Source organism: Methylobacterium sp. ap11 (assembly GCF_900110515.1).
GTDB classification, from domain to species: domain Bacteria; phylum Pseudomonadota; class Alphaproteobacteria; order Rhizobiales; family Beijerinckiaceae; genus Methylobacterium; species Methylobacterium ajmalii.
The window spans coordinates 201,580-215,329 of record NZ_FOEB01000009.1 but is presented as its reverse complement, the minus strand read 5'-3'; the positions used below and the strand labels follow the sequence as shown (position 1 = coordinate 215,329).

Sequence of the window (13,750 nt, the reverse complement as noted above, 5' to 3'; positions counted from 1 at the left end):
CGGGCCTCGCGCGGGCTCGGCGCGCGCCCGGGCGGTGCCTTCTTGCATCCGCCCTCGTGCCGGCCCCTCCATGCGCTGCCAGCCGGTGCCATGCTGCCTCCCCAACACCTCCTGCCCGCCGAGTCCCAGGCTCCCGCGACCACGCCCGCGCACGTCCCGCACCGGTCGGGGCCGCGCAAGATCATCAGCTGGAACCTGCTGCGGCGGACGGGAGCCACCGTCGATGCCCTGGAGGCGCTGATCGCCCAGGAGAAGCCGGACCTCCTGCTGATGCAGGAGGCGACCGTCGACATCACTGAGCTGCAGGCGCGGGTCGGCGGGCACTACGCCTGGGCGCCGCTGCCGAAGCGCATCCACGGCCTGGCGATGTGGAGCCCGACCCCGTGGCCGAGCCCGCCGCGGGTGATCACGCTGCCTTCGGGCGCGCTCATCGACCGGGTCTGCCAGATCCTCGATCTCGGCTCGTTCGGGGTCGCCAACGTCCACCTGTCGCACGGCCAGGTGCTTAACCGGCGCCAGCTGCGCCGCATCGCCCAGAACCTGCCGATGCGCGCCGCCGTGCTCGGCGACTACAACATCGTCGGGCCCGCCCTGCTGCCGGGCTTCCACGATGTCGGGCCGCGCCACCCGACCCACGCCATGGTCGACCTCGTGCCCCTGCGCCTCGACCGCTGCCTGGTCCGCGGGCTCACCTGTCGCGGCCAGGCGGTGCTGCCGCGGGGCGCCTCCGACCACCGGCCGATCGTGGTCCACCTCGAACCCGGCAACCCGCAGGGGCGGCGCGAGCCGCTGCGCGACAGGATCGCGGCGTTCCGCGACCGGGCCGAGGATCTCCGCAAGCGGGTGCCGCTCAAAGATATGGCAGCAGCAATCGGACGGCGGCGTCGCGCAGCCGCACGGCCATCCCGCGAGAGTTGAGGTCGTCGGGCGTCAGCCGCGCCTCCATCTTGGCCTGCATCAGCCGGTTGAGGTCGGCGGCGAAATCGGGGTCGTAGACCTCGACGTTGAGCTCGAAGTTCAGCCGGAAGCTGCGGCTGTCCCAGTTGGCGCTGCCGACGAAGCACCAGGCGTCGTCCACCACCATCAGCTTCGAGTGGTCGAAGGGCGGCCGGTCGAGCCAGATCCGGACGCCGGCTTCGAGCAGCGGCCCGACATGGGCCCGCGTCGCCCAGTCGACCACCCGGTGGTTGCTCGCCTGCGGGATGATGACGTCGACGGTGACGCCCCGCATCGCCGCGAGGCCCAGAGCCGTCAGCAGCATCTCGCTCGGCAGGAAGTAGGGCGTGGCGAAACGCACCGAGTGCCGGGCGGTGGCGAGCGCCTCAAGCACCACGAACTCGATCTTCTCGATATCGGCGTCCGGCCCCGAGGTGACGACCCGGGCGAGCGACGCGCCGGCGGGCGGGATCTGCGGGAACCAGGCCGGCCCCTCCAGGTCCTCGCCCTTCACGAAGGCCCAGTCGCGCCAGAAGGCCTGGGCGAGCTGGCCCACCACCGGCCCGTCGATGCGGAAATGGCTGTCGCGCACCGGCTCGGGCGGGTCCTTCGCCATGACGTTCTCGTCGGCGATGTTCACTCCCCCGACGAAGCCGACCCGGCCGTCGATCAGGAGCAGCTTCTTGTGGGTGCGCAGGTTGAGGAACGGCATCCGCCAGGGCAGCGCCGAGTGCATGAACAGCCCGGCCGGGATCCCCAGGCCGCGCAGGCGCCGGTACATCGCCGGGAAGAAGTAGCCGCTGCCGATGCCGTCGATCAGGACGCAGACCGCGACGCCCCGGGCCTTCGCGGCGTGGAGCGCCGCCGCGAAGGCCCGACCGCTGTCGTCGTCGCGCATGATGTAGCTCGACAGGGCGACGCTGGTCTGCGCCTCGGCGATCGCCAGGAGCATCGCCGGGTAGGCCTCGTCGCCGTGGCGGTATCGCCGGACGCTGTTGCCCGCCACCAGCGGCAGGCCGCTGATCCGTTCGACGGCGCGCCGCAAGGGGGCGAACGCCTCCGGCACCTCGGCCACGGGAGCCGGCGGCGCGCCGGGCCGCGGGCCGGGCAGCACCGGCAGCCGGCGGGCGCGCCGGCTCACCCGGTTGATGCCGAACATCACGTAGAGGAGGCTGCCCAGCGCCGGGGAGAGCCAGCCGAGGCCGATCCACCCGATCGCCGCGCCGACCTCGCGCTTGTTCATCAGCACGTGGACCGTGACGATGACCGCCAGCGCCAGGCCGATCGGCGCCAGCACGTCCGACTGGATCGAGGCCGGGATGCCGAGCCAGCGGTAGATCTCGTGTTCCACGCGGGTCTCCTGCCGGCGCCGTCCGAGGGCCCGCGCCCTGTCGTGCCCCCGATCGGTTCCACCGGATACGAAAGGATGGAGGCGGAATCCACTCGGCGGCGCGGCCATCCACGCCCGGCAAACAAAAATCCCCCGCCCCGGGGAGGGGCGAGGGATCCGGTCTCACGCGGAGGCCGAGGCGATCAGGCGCTCAGCGCTTCCTTGGCCCGCTCGGCGCGCTTGCGGTCGTTCGGGTCGAGGACGGCCTTGCGCAGGCGGATCGACTTCGGGGTCACCTCGACCAGCTCGTCGTCCTGGATCCAGGCGAGCGAGCGCTCAAGGGTCATGCGGATCGGCGGGGTCAGGCGGACCGCCTCGTCCTTCGAGGTGGTGCGGATGTTGGTGAGCTTCTTGCCCTTGAGCACGTTCACCTCGAGGTCGTTCTCGCGGTTGTGCTCGCCGATGATCATGCCCTGGTAGACCTTCCAGCCCGGCTCGATCATCATCGGGCCGCGGTCCTCGAGGTTCCACAGGGCGTAGGCCACGGCCTCACCCTGGTCGTTCGACATCAGCACGCCGTTGCGGCGGCCGGCGATCTCGCCCTTGTAGGGCTCGTAGGCCTTGAACAGCCGGTTCATGATCGCGGTGCCGCGGGTGTCGGTCATCAGCTCGCCCTGGTAGCCGATCAGGCCGCGGGTCGGAGCGTGGAACACCAGGCGCAGGCGGTTGCCGCCCGACGGACGCATCTCGATCATGTCGGCCTTGCGCTCCGACATCTTCTGCACGACGACGCCGGAATACTCCTCGTCGACGTCGATCACGACCTCCTCGATCGGCTCCATGATCTCGCCGGCCTCGTCCTTCTCGAAGACGACGCGGGGACGCGACACGGCGATCTCGAAGCCCTCACGGCGCATGGTCTCGATCAGGATCGCGAGCTGGAGCTCACCGCGGCCCGAGACGTAGAACGAGTCCTTGTCGGCGGCTTCCTCGATCTTGAGCGTGACGTTGCCCTCGGCCTCCTTGAACAGGCGGTCGCGGATCATGCGGCTCGTGACCTTGTCGCCCTCGGTGCCGGCGAGCGGAGAATCGTTCACGATGAACGACATCGTCACGGTCGGCGGGTCGATCGGCTGGGCCTGGATCGGGGTCTCGACCTGCGGGTCGCAGAAGGTGTCGGCGACGGTGCCCTTCACGAGGCCCGCGATCGACACGATGTCGCCCGCCTCGCCGACCTCGATCGGCTGACGCTCCAGGCCGCGGAAGGCCAGGATCTTCGAGACGCGGCCGGTTTCCACCACCTTGCCCTCGCGGTCGAGGACCTTGATCGCCTGGTTCGGCTTCACGGTGCCGGACGCGATGCGGCCGGTGATGATGCGGCCGAGGAAGGGGTTGGCCTCCAGCAGCGTGCCGAGCATCCGGAACGGGCCGTCCTCGGTCTTGGCTTGCGGCACGTGCTCGAGCACGAGGTCGAAGAGCGGCGCCAGGCCGTCGTCCTGCGAGCCCTCGGGCGAGGTCGCCATCCAGCCGTTGCGGCCCGACCCGTACAGGATCGGGAAGTCGAGCTGGTCGTCGGTGGCGTCGAGCGCGGCGAAGAGGTCGAACACCTCGTTCACCACCTCGGTGATGCGGGCGTCGGGCCGGTCGACCTTGTTGACCGCCACGATCGGGCGCAGGCCGATCTTGAGCGCCTTCGAGACCACGAACTTGGTCTGCGGCATCGGGCCCTCGGCGGCGTCGACGAGCACGATCACGCCGTCGACCATCGAGAGGATGCGCTCGACCTCGCCGCCGAAATCGGCGTGGCCGGGGGTGTCGACGATGTTGATCCGGGTGTCCTTCCAGACCACCGAGGTGGCCTTGGCCAGGATGGTGATGCCGCGCTCCTTCTCGAGGTCGTTCGAGTCCATCGCGCGCTCCTCGACCCGCTGGTTCTCGCGGAACGAGCCGGATTGCTGGAGCAGCTTGTCGACCAGGGTCGTCTTGCCGTGGTCGACGTGGGCGATGATGGCGATATTGCGCAGCTTCATGGGATATCCGAAGCAAACAAAGCCCGGCACGCCGCGGGCCGCCAGGATGGCAGCCGGACGCATCGAGCCGGGGGAAAACTATTGCGTCGCAATATAAGGTGTGGCGCCACTTCGCAAGGGGGCTGTCGCGACGGTCCTCCCAGGACGGCCCTCGCGAGACGGCCCTCGCGAGACGGCCGCCTACTCGGCCGCGGCGGAGAGCGGGTCCGGCCCGGCGGCGTGCCGCTCGACCAGCACCGCCCGGCGCTCGGCGATGGCGCGCCGCGCCTGGTCGAGGCCCAGCGTGAAGGCCGCCACGCCGGCATTGTCGATGGCGCCGGTCCCCGCCCGGGCCAGAGCCGCGGCCAGGATCTCGTCGGCCTGGCGCTCAAGGTCGGACAGTTCCGGTTCGTCCTCGACGTCGCGGCAGGCGCGCACGATGGCCAGCAGCTGGCGCAGCAGCGCCATGTCCCGGGCCCGCGAGCGGTTGGCCGCCCGCGACACCAGGGTGGCGGCGGCCGAGCCGAGGATCGAGACGCACATCACCAGGAGGTAGAACCAGTCGCCGTAGCGCTCGAAGAAGCTCTCGACCTCGCCCTCGTAATAGGCCTGCGCGCCGGGATGGACCGGGAGCGAGGCGCTCTTCGAGGTCTCGGGCGCCTCGATCTGGTTGGCGAGCGGCACCTCGACGGCGAGCGCGGGCCGGTTGACGAAGAGAAGGCGGGTCAGCTCCGACACCACCGAATCGGCGAGGCGCGCCTGGGCCACCAGCCGGTGGCTGACCCCGACGGTCGTGACGGTCTCGGCCGGGCGCGGCGGCGTGCCCCCGAAGGTGCCGCGGGCGATCTCGACGCTCTCCAGCGCCGGCCAGCGCCGGGCCAGCACCGCCGCCTCGCCGATCGGCACGAAGGCCGGGGTGCCGCCGGTGCGCCCGATGCTCGCCACGACGTCGCCGGCGGTGCGGCCGACCAGCGGGCTGACGGTCAGCACGGCGTCGACCTTGCCCTCGCGCAGCGCCTCGCCGGCCTCCTGGCCGTCGCCGAGCGGGACCGTCGTCACGGCCTCGGCCGGGACGTCGTAATGGGCGAGCAGGTTCGCGAGCAGCCGGAGGTTGGCAGCGGGGTTGCGCACGATCCCGATCCGCTTGCCCCGCAGGTCCGGCACGGCGGAGAGGGACGGGTCGGTCGCCAGCAGCAGGGCCGCGTCGCGGTGCAGGATCGCCACGGTCTGGGTGCTCGCCGGGATGCCGACGTCGGAGCGCACCACGGCGAGATCGGCCCGGCCGATCTCGGCCATCCGCGCGCTCTCGGCGACGCCGCTCGTCGGCACCAGCCGCAGGCGCACCTCCTCGTGGGTGCGGGCGAGGGACTGCGCCACCGCCGCCATCAGGCGGGCATCCTCGCTGCCCGCCGGCCCGACGGCGACGCGCAGCGTCGTCGGCTGCCCGAGCCACTGGTAGGCGAGCAGGGCCGTCGCCACGAGGGCGAGGATGGCCGCGAGGACGAGGGGAAGGTGGCGCCGCATGGTCGGATGACCTTGTGGCGGGGCGCCCGGTTCCGCAATCCGGCCGTTTGGCGCGGGGCCCGCGCCCCAGGTCGCCCTTCAGCCCGGATCGGGCGGCGAGACGCCTACAGCCCGGCGATGCGGTCGATGGCGAACTTCGCGTTGGCGACGATGCGCTCGCGGTGCTCGGCCGGCAGCTTGCCCTCCGTCAGGAGCTGCAGGCAGGCCCGGAGGGTGTCGGCCGGACGCCCCGTCCAGGAGGCGGCGACGGCGTACTCGTCGAGCAGCGCCCAATCGTGGATCCAGGCCTCGACGGCCCGGCCCTCGGCGGGCGGGCCGATGCCGAGGCCGCGCGCCGCGAACCCGTAGGCCTCCTCGTGGCGGCCCTGCGTGCGGGCGTGCCGGGCGGCGGCGTGCAGCGCCTCCGCCCGCGACGCACAGATGCCGGCCGCCCGCGCGAACGCGTCGAGCACCGCCTGCGGCTCGTCGCCGAGCGCGGCCTTCAGGCACGCCGCGCGGTAGAGCGCGAGATAGACCTCCTCCCGGTCGGGCCCGCCGAAGGCGCCCCGCGCCAGGTAGCGGTCGTGCGCCGGCCGCAACCGGCCGGCCGCCTCCAGGATCAGCCCCAGCTCGTAGCCGCAGGACGGATCGGCGACCGTCCCGGCCGTCGCCAGGCGCGCCGACCGGAAGGCGCCCCGGTCGCGCCGGACCGCCAGCGTCGGACCGAGCGCGTTGTAGAGGCTGTGGTTCTCCACGCTCCCGGTCTGGGCGAAGCGCTCCAGCGCGGCCATCCCCGAGAAGGTCGACCGCGACGTCCCCACGAAGGCTCTTGCCGCGAGCGCGATCTCGAAATCCGCCAGCGAGAGCTCGAGGAGGTTCGCGTCGTCCGACTGGAAGCGCGGCAGCAGGTCGGACTTCCAGAACGCCTCGATGTCGAAATGCTCGCGCAGGGAGTGCCGGATCCGGTCCTTCCCGTCGACGAGCGCCGCCTCGTCGCAGACGACGTAGATCTTCGCGGCGCCGTCGGGATGCGTCGCGCGGAACTTGCGGGCGATGCTCTCGGCCGTGTGCAGGTTGTCCTCGTTGAAGCCGACCTCCGGATCGACCCGGGTCCGGACGTGGAACTCCCAGTCGCGCTCGATGCGCATCTGGACCACGTGGGTGATGCCCCGCTCGTCGAGCACGATGTCGCGCAGCCTCGCCACGTCGGGCGCGGTGCGCGCCGACGGGACCAGGGCGCGCAGGAACCGGGCGGCGACGCCGTCGCGGTCGAGCTCCCCGGCCGCGGCCGTGCCGGCGATGTGGCTATCGCCGTGATGGAAATACTCCCAGCCGCCCTCGTCCCCGGCGGGGTCGCGATCGAGGATGGTGACGCCGATGGATTCCGCGAAGTCCCGCAGGCGCGCCACGTCGAATGCCGTCGCGATCGGAACGCGTTTATGGACGAACGTGATCTGGTCGAAGATCACGATGTCGGGCAGGACGACGCAGCGATTCTCGCTCGCCATAGCCTTCAGGAACAGGCCGAGGAGGGCGATCTTCTGGTTGCTGATGCCGCCCCTGTTGTAGGAATAGCCATGCGCCTGATCGGGGCGGTCGGTGTCGCGGATCACGAAGGATGCCTTTTCGCGGAAGTCCGTCACCGGCCAATCGATGTGGGCATCGAAGACTTGCGGCCGCTTCCCGGTCAGCCCGGCCTGCTCGCGGGATCGACCCGATCATCCATCATGCGCCGCCGGCTGCCAACCCCGGCGCGTTCTCCGCGCCGGCCTCGCTGCGCTCTACAGGCTGACCCGCAGCCCGAGCGCGATCACCGCCACGATCGCCGCCCCGAGCGCCGGACCGACGGCCGCGATCATGAGGGCGCCCGGGTGGTAGCCCGGGGCCGCGAGGTAGCGCTGATGCGCATTCTTCTCCTGCCGGAGCAGCGGCGCGTGTTCGCGCGCCGCTGCACCGGGCGTCCGACCCTGTCGCATGATGCCGTCCCCGCCCGCTTGGGCCGGCCCGTCTCCGGGCGGCGCGAGACCTGTTGTGTGGAGCCCATGAGGCGCCGGACGGCGTGAAGAGGTGGTGAATCCGATCCCTCGGATTCTCCCTTGTCGTGAATCGGGGGTTAGCGGGCCGAGATCGGGTCGAGGCCGGTTCCGGCCACCGTAGCGGCATGGTCCGGGGCGGACAGCCAGGCGATCAGGGCCCGGGCCGCCGCCGGGTGCTGCGCGCCCTTCGGGATCCCGGCCGCGAACACCGTCACCTTCTGCACCTCGGGCGGAACCGGCCCGACGATGGTGATGCCCGGGACGGGCTTCAGCTCGGCGACCTGCTGGAAGCCGAACTCCGCGTCGCCGCGGGCGACGACGTTGCCGACGCGCTCGGCGACGATCATCCGGCTCTTGGGCGCCAACTCCGTCTCGAGACCCAGCTTCCTGTACATCTCCTTCTCGATGTAGACGCCGCTGGCGCTGTCCGAGTAGGCGATCGAGGCGGCGCCGAGCAGCGCTTTCTTGAAGGCGTCCAGGGTGGCGATGTCGGGCACCTTGGCGCCGGCCTTCACCGCCAGCGCGATGCGCGAATCGGCGAGCGCGACCTTGCTGCCCGGCTCGATCCGGCCCTCCTTGTCGAGGGCGTCGAGGGCGTAGCCGACCATGATCACGACGTCGGCCGGCTCGCCGCGGGCGAGCCGCACGGGGATCGCTTCCGGCGCCGTCCCCATCGAGGGGCCGTAGGCGGTCGCGACCGTGTCGCCGGTCTTCGTCTCGAAACCCGGAACCAGGGCCTGGTAGGCGGCGGTGAAGCCGCCGGAGATCATCACCCGGACCTCGGCGGCCTTCGCCGGGCCGGCGAGCGCGAGCCCCGCCGCCAGAAGGGCGGCGAGCCGGGGGAGGGCGCGTCGCCGGGTCCGCCCGGCGCGGTGATGCGGTGTCGTCTCGCTCATGGAACCTCCCGGCGGCGCCCGTCGCGGCACCTCGTCCGTCGATTAAGGCGTCGACGGCGCCCTCGCCACCGATTCCCCCGGATTAGATTTCTCTGTCAAACGTGCGACGGTTGGCGGTAGAGAGGGCGAAGAAGGCAAGCCCGACATCGGGAGGAATCGTCATGGCAGGTCCGGTCCACGGTCCGCAGGGATCGAAGGTCGCCACGGTGTTGCGCGTCACGAGCGGCAACTTCCTGGAGATGTTCGACTTCTTTCTGTTCGGCATCTACGCGAGCCACATCTCGAAGGCCTTCTTCCCGGCCGAGAACGAGTTCGCCTCGCTGATGTTCACCTTCATGGCCTTCGGGGCCGGCTTCCTGATGCGGCCGCTCGGCGCGATCTTCCTCGGCGCCTATGTCGACCGGATCGGCCGGCGCCAGGGCCTCATCGTGACGCTCGGCATCATGGCCGCCGGCACGGTGCTGATCGCCTTCGTGCCGTCCTACCAGACCATCGGTCTCGCGGCGCCGCTCCTGGTGCTGATCGGCCGCCTGCTCCAGGGCTTCTCCGCCGGCGTCGAGCTCGGCGGCGTGTCGGTCTACCTCGCCGAGATGGCGACGCCCGGCCGCAAGGGCTTCTACGTCTCCTGGCAGTCGGGCAGCCAGCAGGTCGCCGTGATGGTGGCGGCGCTGATCGGCTTTGCCCTGAGCCGCGCCCTGATGCCGGCCCAGATGTCGGACTGGGGCTGGCGCATCCCGTTCTTCATCGGCTGCATGATCGTGCCGTTCCTGTTCTACATCCGGCGCTCGCTGGAGGAGACCCAGGAGTTCCTGCACCGCAAGCACCGCCCGTCGCTGCCCGAGGTGTTCACGTCGCTCGGCCAGAACTGGAAGATCGTGCTGCTCGGCATGCTGCTCGTGGTGATGACCACGGTGTCGTTCTACACCATCACGGTCTACACCCCGACCTTCGGCAAGAGCGTGCTGAAGCTGTCCGAGACCGACAGCCTGATCGTGACCTTCCTCACCGCCCTGTCGAACCTGTTCTGGCTGCCGGCGATGGGCGCGCTGTCCGACAAGATCGGCCGCAAGCCGATCCTGCTGGTGTTCTCGGGCCTGACTCTGCTCACCGCCTACCCGGCTTTGGCCTGGCTCACCTCCAACATCTCGTTCACCAACATGCTGATCACCCTGTTGTGGCTGTCCTTCCTTTACGGAAGCTACAACGGCGCGATGGTGGTGGCGCTGACCGAGATCGTGCCGGCCAACGTCCGCACCACCGGCTTCTCGCTCGCCTACTCGCTCGCCACCGCGATCTTCGGCGGCTTCACCCCGGTCGTCTCGACCTGGCTGATCCAGGCGCTCGACAACAAGGCGGCGCCGGGCCTGTGGATGGCCTTCGCGGGCGCCTGCGGGTTGATCGCCACCCTGCTGATCTACCGCCGCCGCGAGGGCGCGGCCGCTGCGCTGCCGGGCTCGGTGCGCCCGATGGCGGGCGAGTAGCCCGCGCCGGCTTGCAAGCCCGCGCCCGGTTGCAAGCCGGCCTCAGGCCAGCAGCCCGTCGAGGGAGCGGATCACCCGGACCGGCGCGAGGTCCGGGTATTCGTCGGGCTGGCCGGTCCGGTTGACCCAGACCGGGGCGAAGCCGTAGGCCGCCGCCCCGGCGATGTCCCAGCGGTTCGAGGACAGGAACACGATCCGCTCGCGCCCGACCGCGAGCGCAAGCGGCGCCAGGTCGTAGGCCCGCGGCGCGGTCTTGAAGGTGCCCGCCGGATCGACCGACAGGATCGCGTCGAGCCGCCCCGCCAGCCCCGCCGCCGCCACGGCCGCGTCCAGCATCGCGGGGTCGCCGTTGGACAGGATCGCGGTCTTCAGCCCCGCCCGGCGCAGGGCGTCGAGGGTGTCGGGCACCTCCTCGTAGGCGTCGAGCGACCGGTAGGCCTCCAGGAGAGCGTCCCGCACGCCGGCATCGACGTCGGGATGCCGCGCGAGGGCGAAGTCGAGGGCCCGCTCGGTCAGGGTCCAGAACGGCGCGTAGCGCCCGCACAGCGACAGCACCCACGAATATTCGAGTTGCTTCTGCCGCCAGGTCTCCGACAGGGCCTGCGATCGCGGGCCGATCGCGGCGGCGTGGCGCTGCACGGCGGAGTGGACGTCGAGAAGCGTGCCGTAGGCGTCGAAGACGACGGCCTCGGCGCGGTCGAGCGGGGCGGGAAGCGGCATGGACGAGCCCTCACGGATCGAGCGTGAACCCGCGAGGCCCGCGACGGGTTGCGCCTGGGCTCCAGGATACCGCGTCGTGGCGCGGTGTCGCGGACGGGCCGGATCTGCGCCGAGCGGGGAAACCGGCCGGCCTCCCGGCGCTTCATAGGGAGCGTTCGCCACCCCACCGATCCGGGATTCCTTCATGCCGCATCTCCTCGTCATCGGCGCAAGCCAGGGCATCGGCCTCGAGACGGTCAAGGCGGCGCTCGCGGCGGGGCACCGGGTGCGGGCCTTCGCCCGTTCGGCAGGCGGGATCGACCTTTCCGACCCCAACCTCGAACGCTTTCCCGGCGACGCCCTGTCCTCCGCCGACGTGACGGGGGCGCTCCAGGGCGTCGACGCCGTGGTGCAGGCCCTCGGGGTGCCGGCCCGCGACCTGCTCGGCCCGGTGCGCCTGTTCTCCGACGCTACGAACGTGCTCGTGCCGGCGATGGAGAAGGCGGGCGTGCGCCGGCTCGTCGCGGTGACGGGGTTCGGCACCGGCGACAGCCGCGCGGCGATCGGCCCGCTGCAGCGGCTGCCGTTCCGTCTCGTCTTCGGGCGCGCCTACGACGACAAGGACGCCCAGGAGGTCCGCATCCGCCAGAGCGGGCTCGACTGGACCCTGGTGCGGCCCGGCGTGCTGACCGGCGGCGCCGCAACCGGGCGCTACCGCGTGCTCGACCGGCCGTCCTCGTGGAAGAACGGGTTGATCGCCCGGGCCGACGTGGCCCGATTCATCGTCGCGGAGATCGCCGACAACGCCCATGTCGGCCGCCCCGTCGTCCTGATCAGCCACGCCCTGCCGCTGTGACGCCATGGACAGGCTCGCCTACTACGCCGTCACCCTGATCGAATCGGTCCTCGGCGTCGTCGGGATCCGGACCTTCTACGACCAGCCCCGCTACGCGGTGGTTGAGCGTCTCGATCGCGGGGTCGAGATCCGCGCCTACGAGGCCCGCGTCGCGGTCGAGACCGATGCACGCGGGCAAGGTGGCGGGCAAGGCGACGGCGAGGCGTTCGGGCGGCTTTTCCGCTACATCACCGGGGCCAACCGGGCGGGCGACCGCATCGCCATGACCGCGCCCGTCGAGACCGGCGGCCGGCGCATCGCCATGACGGTGCCGGTCGAGCAGGGGACCGGCGGCACGATGCGGTTCTTCCTGCCCCATGCCGTGGCGGATGCTGGCCCGCCGCAGCCGACCGAGGCCGGGGTGCGGCTGGTGCGGGTGCCGCCGGAGCGGATCGCGGCGCTTCGCTTCTCCGGCCGCATCACCCCGGAGGCGAGGGTCGAGCAGGAGCGCATCTTGACCGCGGTGCTGGCGAGCGCCGGCAAGGCGACGGCTGCGGCCCCGTTCTTCATGGGCTACGACCCGCCTTTCGCGATCCCGTTCCTGCGCCGCAACGAGGTGGCGGTACGGCTGGGGGAGTGACCCGCGCCCGAGCAGACTTGCGTTGGAAGGCTGCACGGTACACGACAGAGGCGTGAAGCCTTTCTGCGTCAAGGCTTTCCCATACACAACCTCATCCTGAGGTGCGGGCGATCGAAGATCGACTAACGCCTCAGGATGAGGTCGCGGGTGGGAGAGGTAATCATCGCGGATCGACATCGCTGTCGTGTACCGTGGGTAGGCCAACGCGTCGCCCGCTTAGGTTGTTGTTTTGTCGCAGATGTTCGGCGCCGAACCGATAACCGCTTCGGCGAAATCTGCTTACCGCCCGTCCGCCCGCGCCACCGCGCGCTTGATCACCTGCTGGACCTCGACGTTCGACAGGAAGAGGTCGTGGTTGATGAGGCCGCTGCCGTAGTCGGACGCATCGGCGACGCGCACGCCGAGCGCCTCGAGGCGGCTGCGGTCGGCCGCGCCCGCCCGCGTCACGCCGCCCGCGATGGTGCTGGAGAGTTCGAGCGCCCGGTCGTTGGTGGACGAGATCACCGTGATCTTCTGCGCCGCGGTGCCGAGGCGCTCGATGCCGTTGGTGAACAGGTCGATGTCGATGTCGGGGGCGGCGAGCACGATGGCGCCGATCCGGTCGAGGGCGGCCTCGCCGGCATCGGCCCGCAGCATGCGCAGGGTCTCGAGGGTGAGGAGCGTGCCCATCGAGTGGGCGACGATGTGGATCCGCCCGCCCTGCGAGGTGGCGAGCGCCCGCAGCAGATCCTCGAAGGCGTCGCGCGACCACAGCGCGCTCTCGCGGTCGTAGCCGTAATCGAAGGTCTTGCCGGCCGAGGGCCAGCTGAACAGGCCCGACACGCCGCGAAAGCGGATGCCGTCGGAGAGCTGCGCGGCGCTCACCGCCGCGGTCTCGAACGATTCGCGGTAGCCGTGGACGTAGATGAGCACGTCGCGCCCGAGCGCGGCCTCCGCGAAGGCGGTGGCGGCCTCCGGCCCGGTGACCACCCGGGGGGCGGCGGCGATGCGCCAGTCGCCGGTGACCACCGCCGAGACCTTGCCGATCAGCGAGCGGTCCGGCACCGCGAGCCGCACGGTCGCGAAGGACAGGCCGCGGCCGCGCTGGTCGGTGAAATAGGGCGGGCGCCCGGCCGGATCGGCGGGGCGGCGGGTCGTGGCGACGAGGAGCACCGGGCTCACGTCGAGGGCGGATTGCTTCTCGGGGCCCGCCGACTCGCCGAGGAGCCCGTCGCCGAGGCAGCCGCCCAGCGACAGGCTGGCGAGGGCGGAGAGGCCGAGGCGGGCAAGGCCCCGGCGCGTCGGCGCGGCGTTCGTGGTCATGGCGTCCTACTCGGGATGCGGCACTCGCCCCGGCTTTGGGGCCGGGGATGCGGCATGATCGTGGCCGTGGCGCGTCGCGCCGG

12 protein-coding genes are annotated in these 13,750 nt (G+C 71.4%); 4 read left to right on the top strand and 8 right to left on the bottom strand.

All coding sequences use genetic code 11. The annotated features are described in order from the left end of the window. Nucleotides 1-90 precede the first annotated feature (90 nt). Nucleotides 91-918, top strand: coding sequence for an endonuclease/exonuclease/phosphatase family protein (locus tag BMX97_RS15840; protein ID WP_091751919.1), 828 nt, complete (start codon nucleotides 91-93; stop codon nucleotides 916-918). Here BMX97_RS15840 and BMX97_RS15835 read toward each other — a convergent pair. From BMX97_RS15835 to BMX97_RS15810, 6 genes are all read right to left on the bottom strand, one after another. Next, nucleotides 851-2,287 (bottom strand): phospholipase D-like domain-containing protein, encoded by a 1,437-nt coding sequence (locus BMX97_RS15835; protein WP_177202237.1) that lies wholly within the window; start codon nucleotides 2,285-2,287, stop codon nucleotides 851-853. The genes BMX97_RS15840 and BMX97_RS15835 overlap by 68 nt on opposite strands. A gap of 182 nt (nucleotides 2,288-2,469) precedes the next feature. After that, the gene (gene typA / locus BMX97_RS15830) at nucleotides 2,470-4,296 is read right to left on the bottom strand and encodes a translational GTPase TypA (protein WP_091751913.1); all 1,827 of its coding nucleotides are present in this window, start codon (nucleotides 4,294-4,296) and stop codon (nucleotides 2,470-2,472) included. 180 nt (nucleotides 4,297-4,476) lie between these two features. After that, nucleotides 4,477-5,799, bottom strand: a complete 1,323-nt coding sequence (locus tag BMX97_RS15825) for a TAXI family TRAP transporter solute-binding subunit (RefSeq protein WP_091751911.1) — start codon at nucleotides 5,797-5,799, stop codon at nucleotides 4,477-4,479. A gap of 104 nt (nucleotides 5,800-5,903) precedes the next feature. Next, nucleotides 5,904-7,391, bottom strand: coding sequence for an O-fucosyltransferase family protein (locus BMX97_RS15820; protein ID WP_143074631.1), 1,488 nt, complete (start codon nucleotides 7,389-7,391; stop codon nucleotides 5,904-5,906). Between the two features lie 168 nt (nucleotides 7,392-7,559). Next, nucleotides 7,560-7,754, bottom strand: coding sequence for a hypothetical protein (locus BMX97_RS15815; RefSeq protein ID WP_091751905.1), 195 nt, complete (start codon nucleotides 7,752-7,754; stop codon nucleotides 7,560-7,562). 137 nt (nucleotides 7,755-7,891) lie between these two features. Continuing rightward, a complete protein-coding gene (locus BMX97_RS15810; protein ID WP_091751903.1) occupies nucleotides 7,892-8,710 on the bottom strand; it encodes a substrate-binding domain-containing protein in 819 nt (272 codons plus the stop codon). Nucleotides 8,711-8,871: 161 nt separating this feature from the next. Here BMX97_RS15810 and BMX97_RS15805 point away from each other — a divergent pair, with 161 nt between their 5' ends. Continuing rightward, nucleotides 8,872-10,191, top strand: coding sequence for an MFS transporter (locus tag BMX97_RS15805; protein ID WP_091751900.1), 1,320 nt, complete (start codon nucleotides 8,872-8,874; stop codon nucleotides 10,189-10,191). A 42-nt stretch (nucleotides 10,192-10,233) separates the two neighbouring features. Here BMX97_RS15805 and BMX97_RS15800 read toward each other — a convergent pair whose 3' ends face one another. Next, nucleotides 10,234-10,911, bottom strand: coding sequence for a haloacid dehalogenase type II (locus BMX97_RS15800; RefSeq protein ID WP_091751897.1), 678 nt, complete (start codon nucleotides 10,909-10,911; stop codon nucleotides 10,234-10,236). 184 nt (nucleotides 10,912-11,095) lie between these two features. Here BMX97_RS15800 and BMX97_RS15795 point away from each other — a divergent pair, with 184 nt between their 5' ends. Both BMX97_RS15795 and BMX97_RS15790 read left to right on the top strand, forming a co-directional pair. After that, the gene (locus BMX97_RS15795) at nucleotides 11,096-11,746 is read left to right on the top strand and encodes an NAD(P)-dependent oxidoreductase (protein ID WP_091751894.1); all 651 of its coding nucleotides are present in this window, start codon (nucleotides 11,096-11,098) and stop codon (nucleotides 11,744-11,746) included. Nucleotides 11,747-11,750: 4 nt separating this feature from the next. Then, the gene (locus BMX97_RS15790) at nucleotides 11,751-12,365 is read left to right on the top strand and encodes an SOUL family heme-binding protein (protein WP_091751891.1); all 615 of its coding nucleotides are present in this window, start codon (nucleotides 11,751-11,753) and stop codon (nucleotides 12,363-12,365) included. Between the two features lie 279 nt (nucleotides 12,366-12,644). On the opposite strand, the gene BMX97_RS15785 is transcribed toward BMX97_RS15790, so the two are convergent. After that, nucleotides 12,645-13,667 (bottom strand): alpha/beta hydrolase, encoded by a 1,023-nt coding sequence (locus BMX97_RS15785; RefSeq protein ID WP_091751889.1) that lies wholly within the window; start codon nucleotides 13,665-13,667, stop codon nucleotides 12,645-12,647. Between the last annotated feature and the right edge of the window lie 83 nt (nucleotides 13,668-13,750).

Excerpts from the sequence above, each read along its gene's own strand:
- BMX97_RS15800 (WP_091751897.1), bottom strand. The coding sequence starts at position 10,911 with ATGCCGCTTCCCGCCCCGCTCGACCGCGCCGAGGCCGTCGTCTTCGAC.
- typA (WP_091751913.1), bottom strand. The coding sequence starts at position 4,296 with ATGAAGCTGCGCAATATCGCCATCATCGCCCACGTCGACCACGGCAAG.
- BMX97_RS15825 (WP_091751911.1), bottom strand. The coding sequence starts at position 5,799 with ATGCGGCGCCACCTTCCCCTCGTCCTCGCGGCCATCCTCGCCCTCGTG.
- BMX97_RS15790 (WP_091751891.1), top strand. The coding sequence starts at position 11,751 with ATGGACAGGCTCGCCTACTACGCCGTCACCCTGATCGAATCGGTCCTC.
- BMX97_RS15795 (WP_091751894.1), top strand. The coding sequence starts at position 11,096 with ATGCCGCATCTCCTCGTCATCGGCGCAAGCCAGGGCATCGGCCTCGAG.
- BMX97_RS15815 (WP_091751905.1), bottom strand. The coding sequence starts at position 7,754 with ATGCGACAGGGTCGGACGCCCGGTGCAGCGGCGCGCGAACACGCGCCG.
- BMX97_RS15810 (WP_091751903.1), bottom strand. The coding sequence starts at position 8,710 with ATGAGCGAGACGACACCGCATCACCGCGCCGGGCGGACCCGGCGACGC.
- BMX97_RS15805 (WP_091751900.1), top strand. The coding sequence starts at position 8,872 with ATGGCAGGTCCGGTCCACGGTCCGCAGGGATCGAAGGTCGCCACGGTG.
- BMX97_RS15785 (WP_091751889.1), bottom strand. The coding sequence starts at position 13,667 with ATGACCACGAACGCCGCGCCGACGCGCCGGGGCCTTGCCCGCCTCGGC.
- BMX97_RS15840 (WP_091751919.1), top strand. The coding sequence starts at position 91 with ATGCTGCCTCCCCAACACCTCCTGCCCGCCGAGTCCCAGGCTCCCGCG.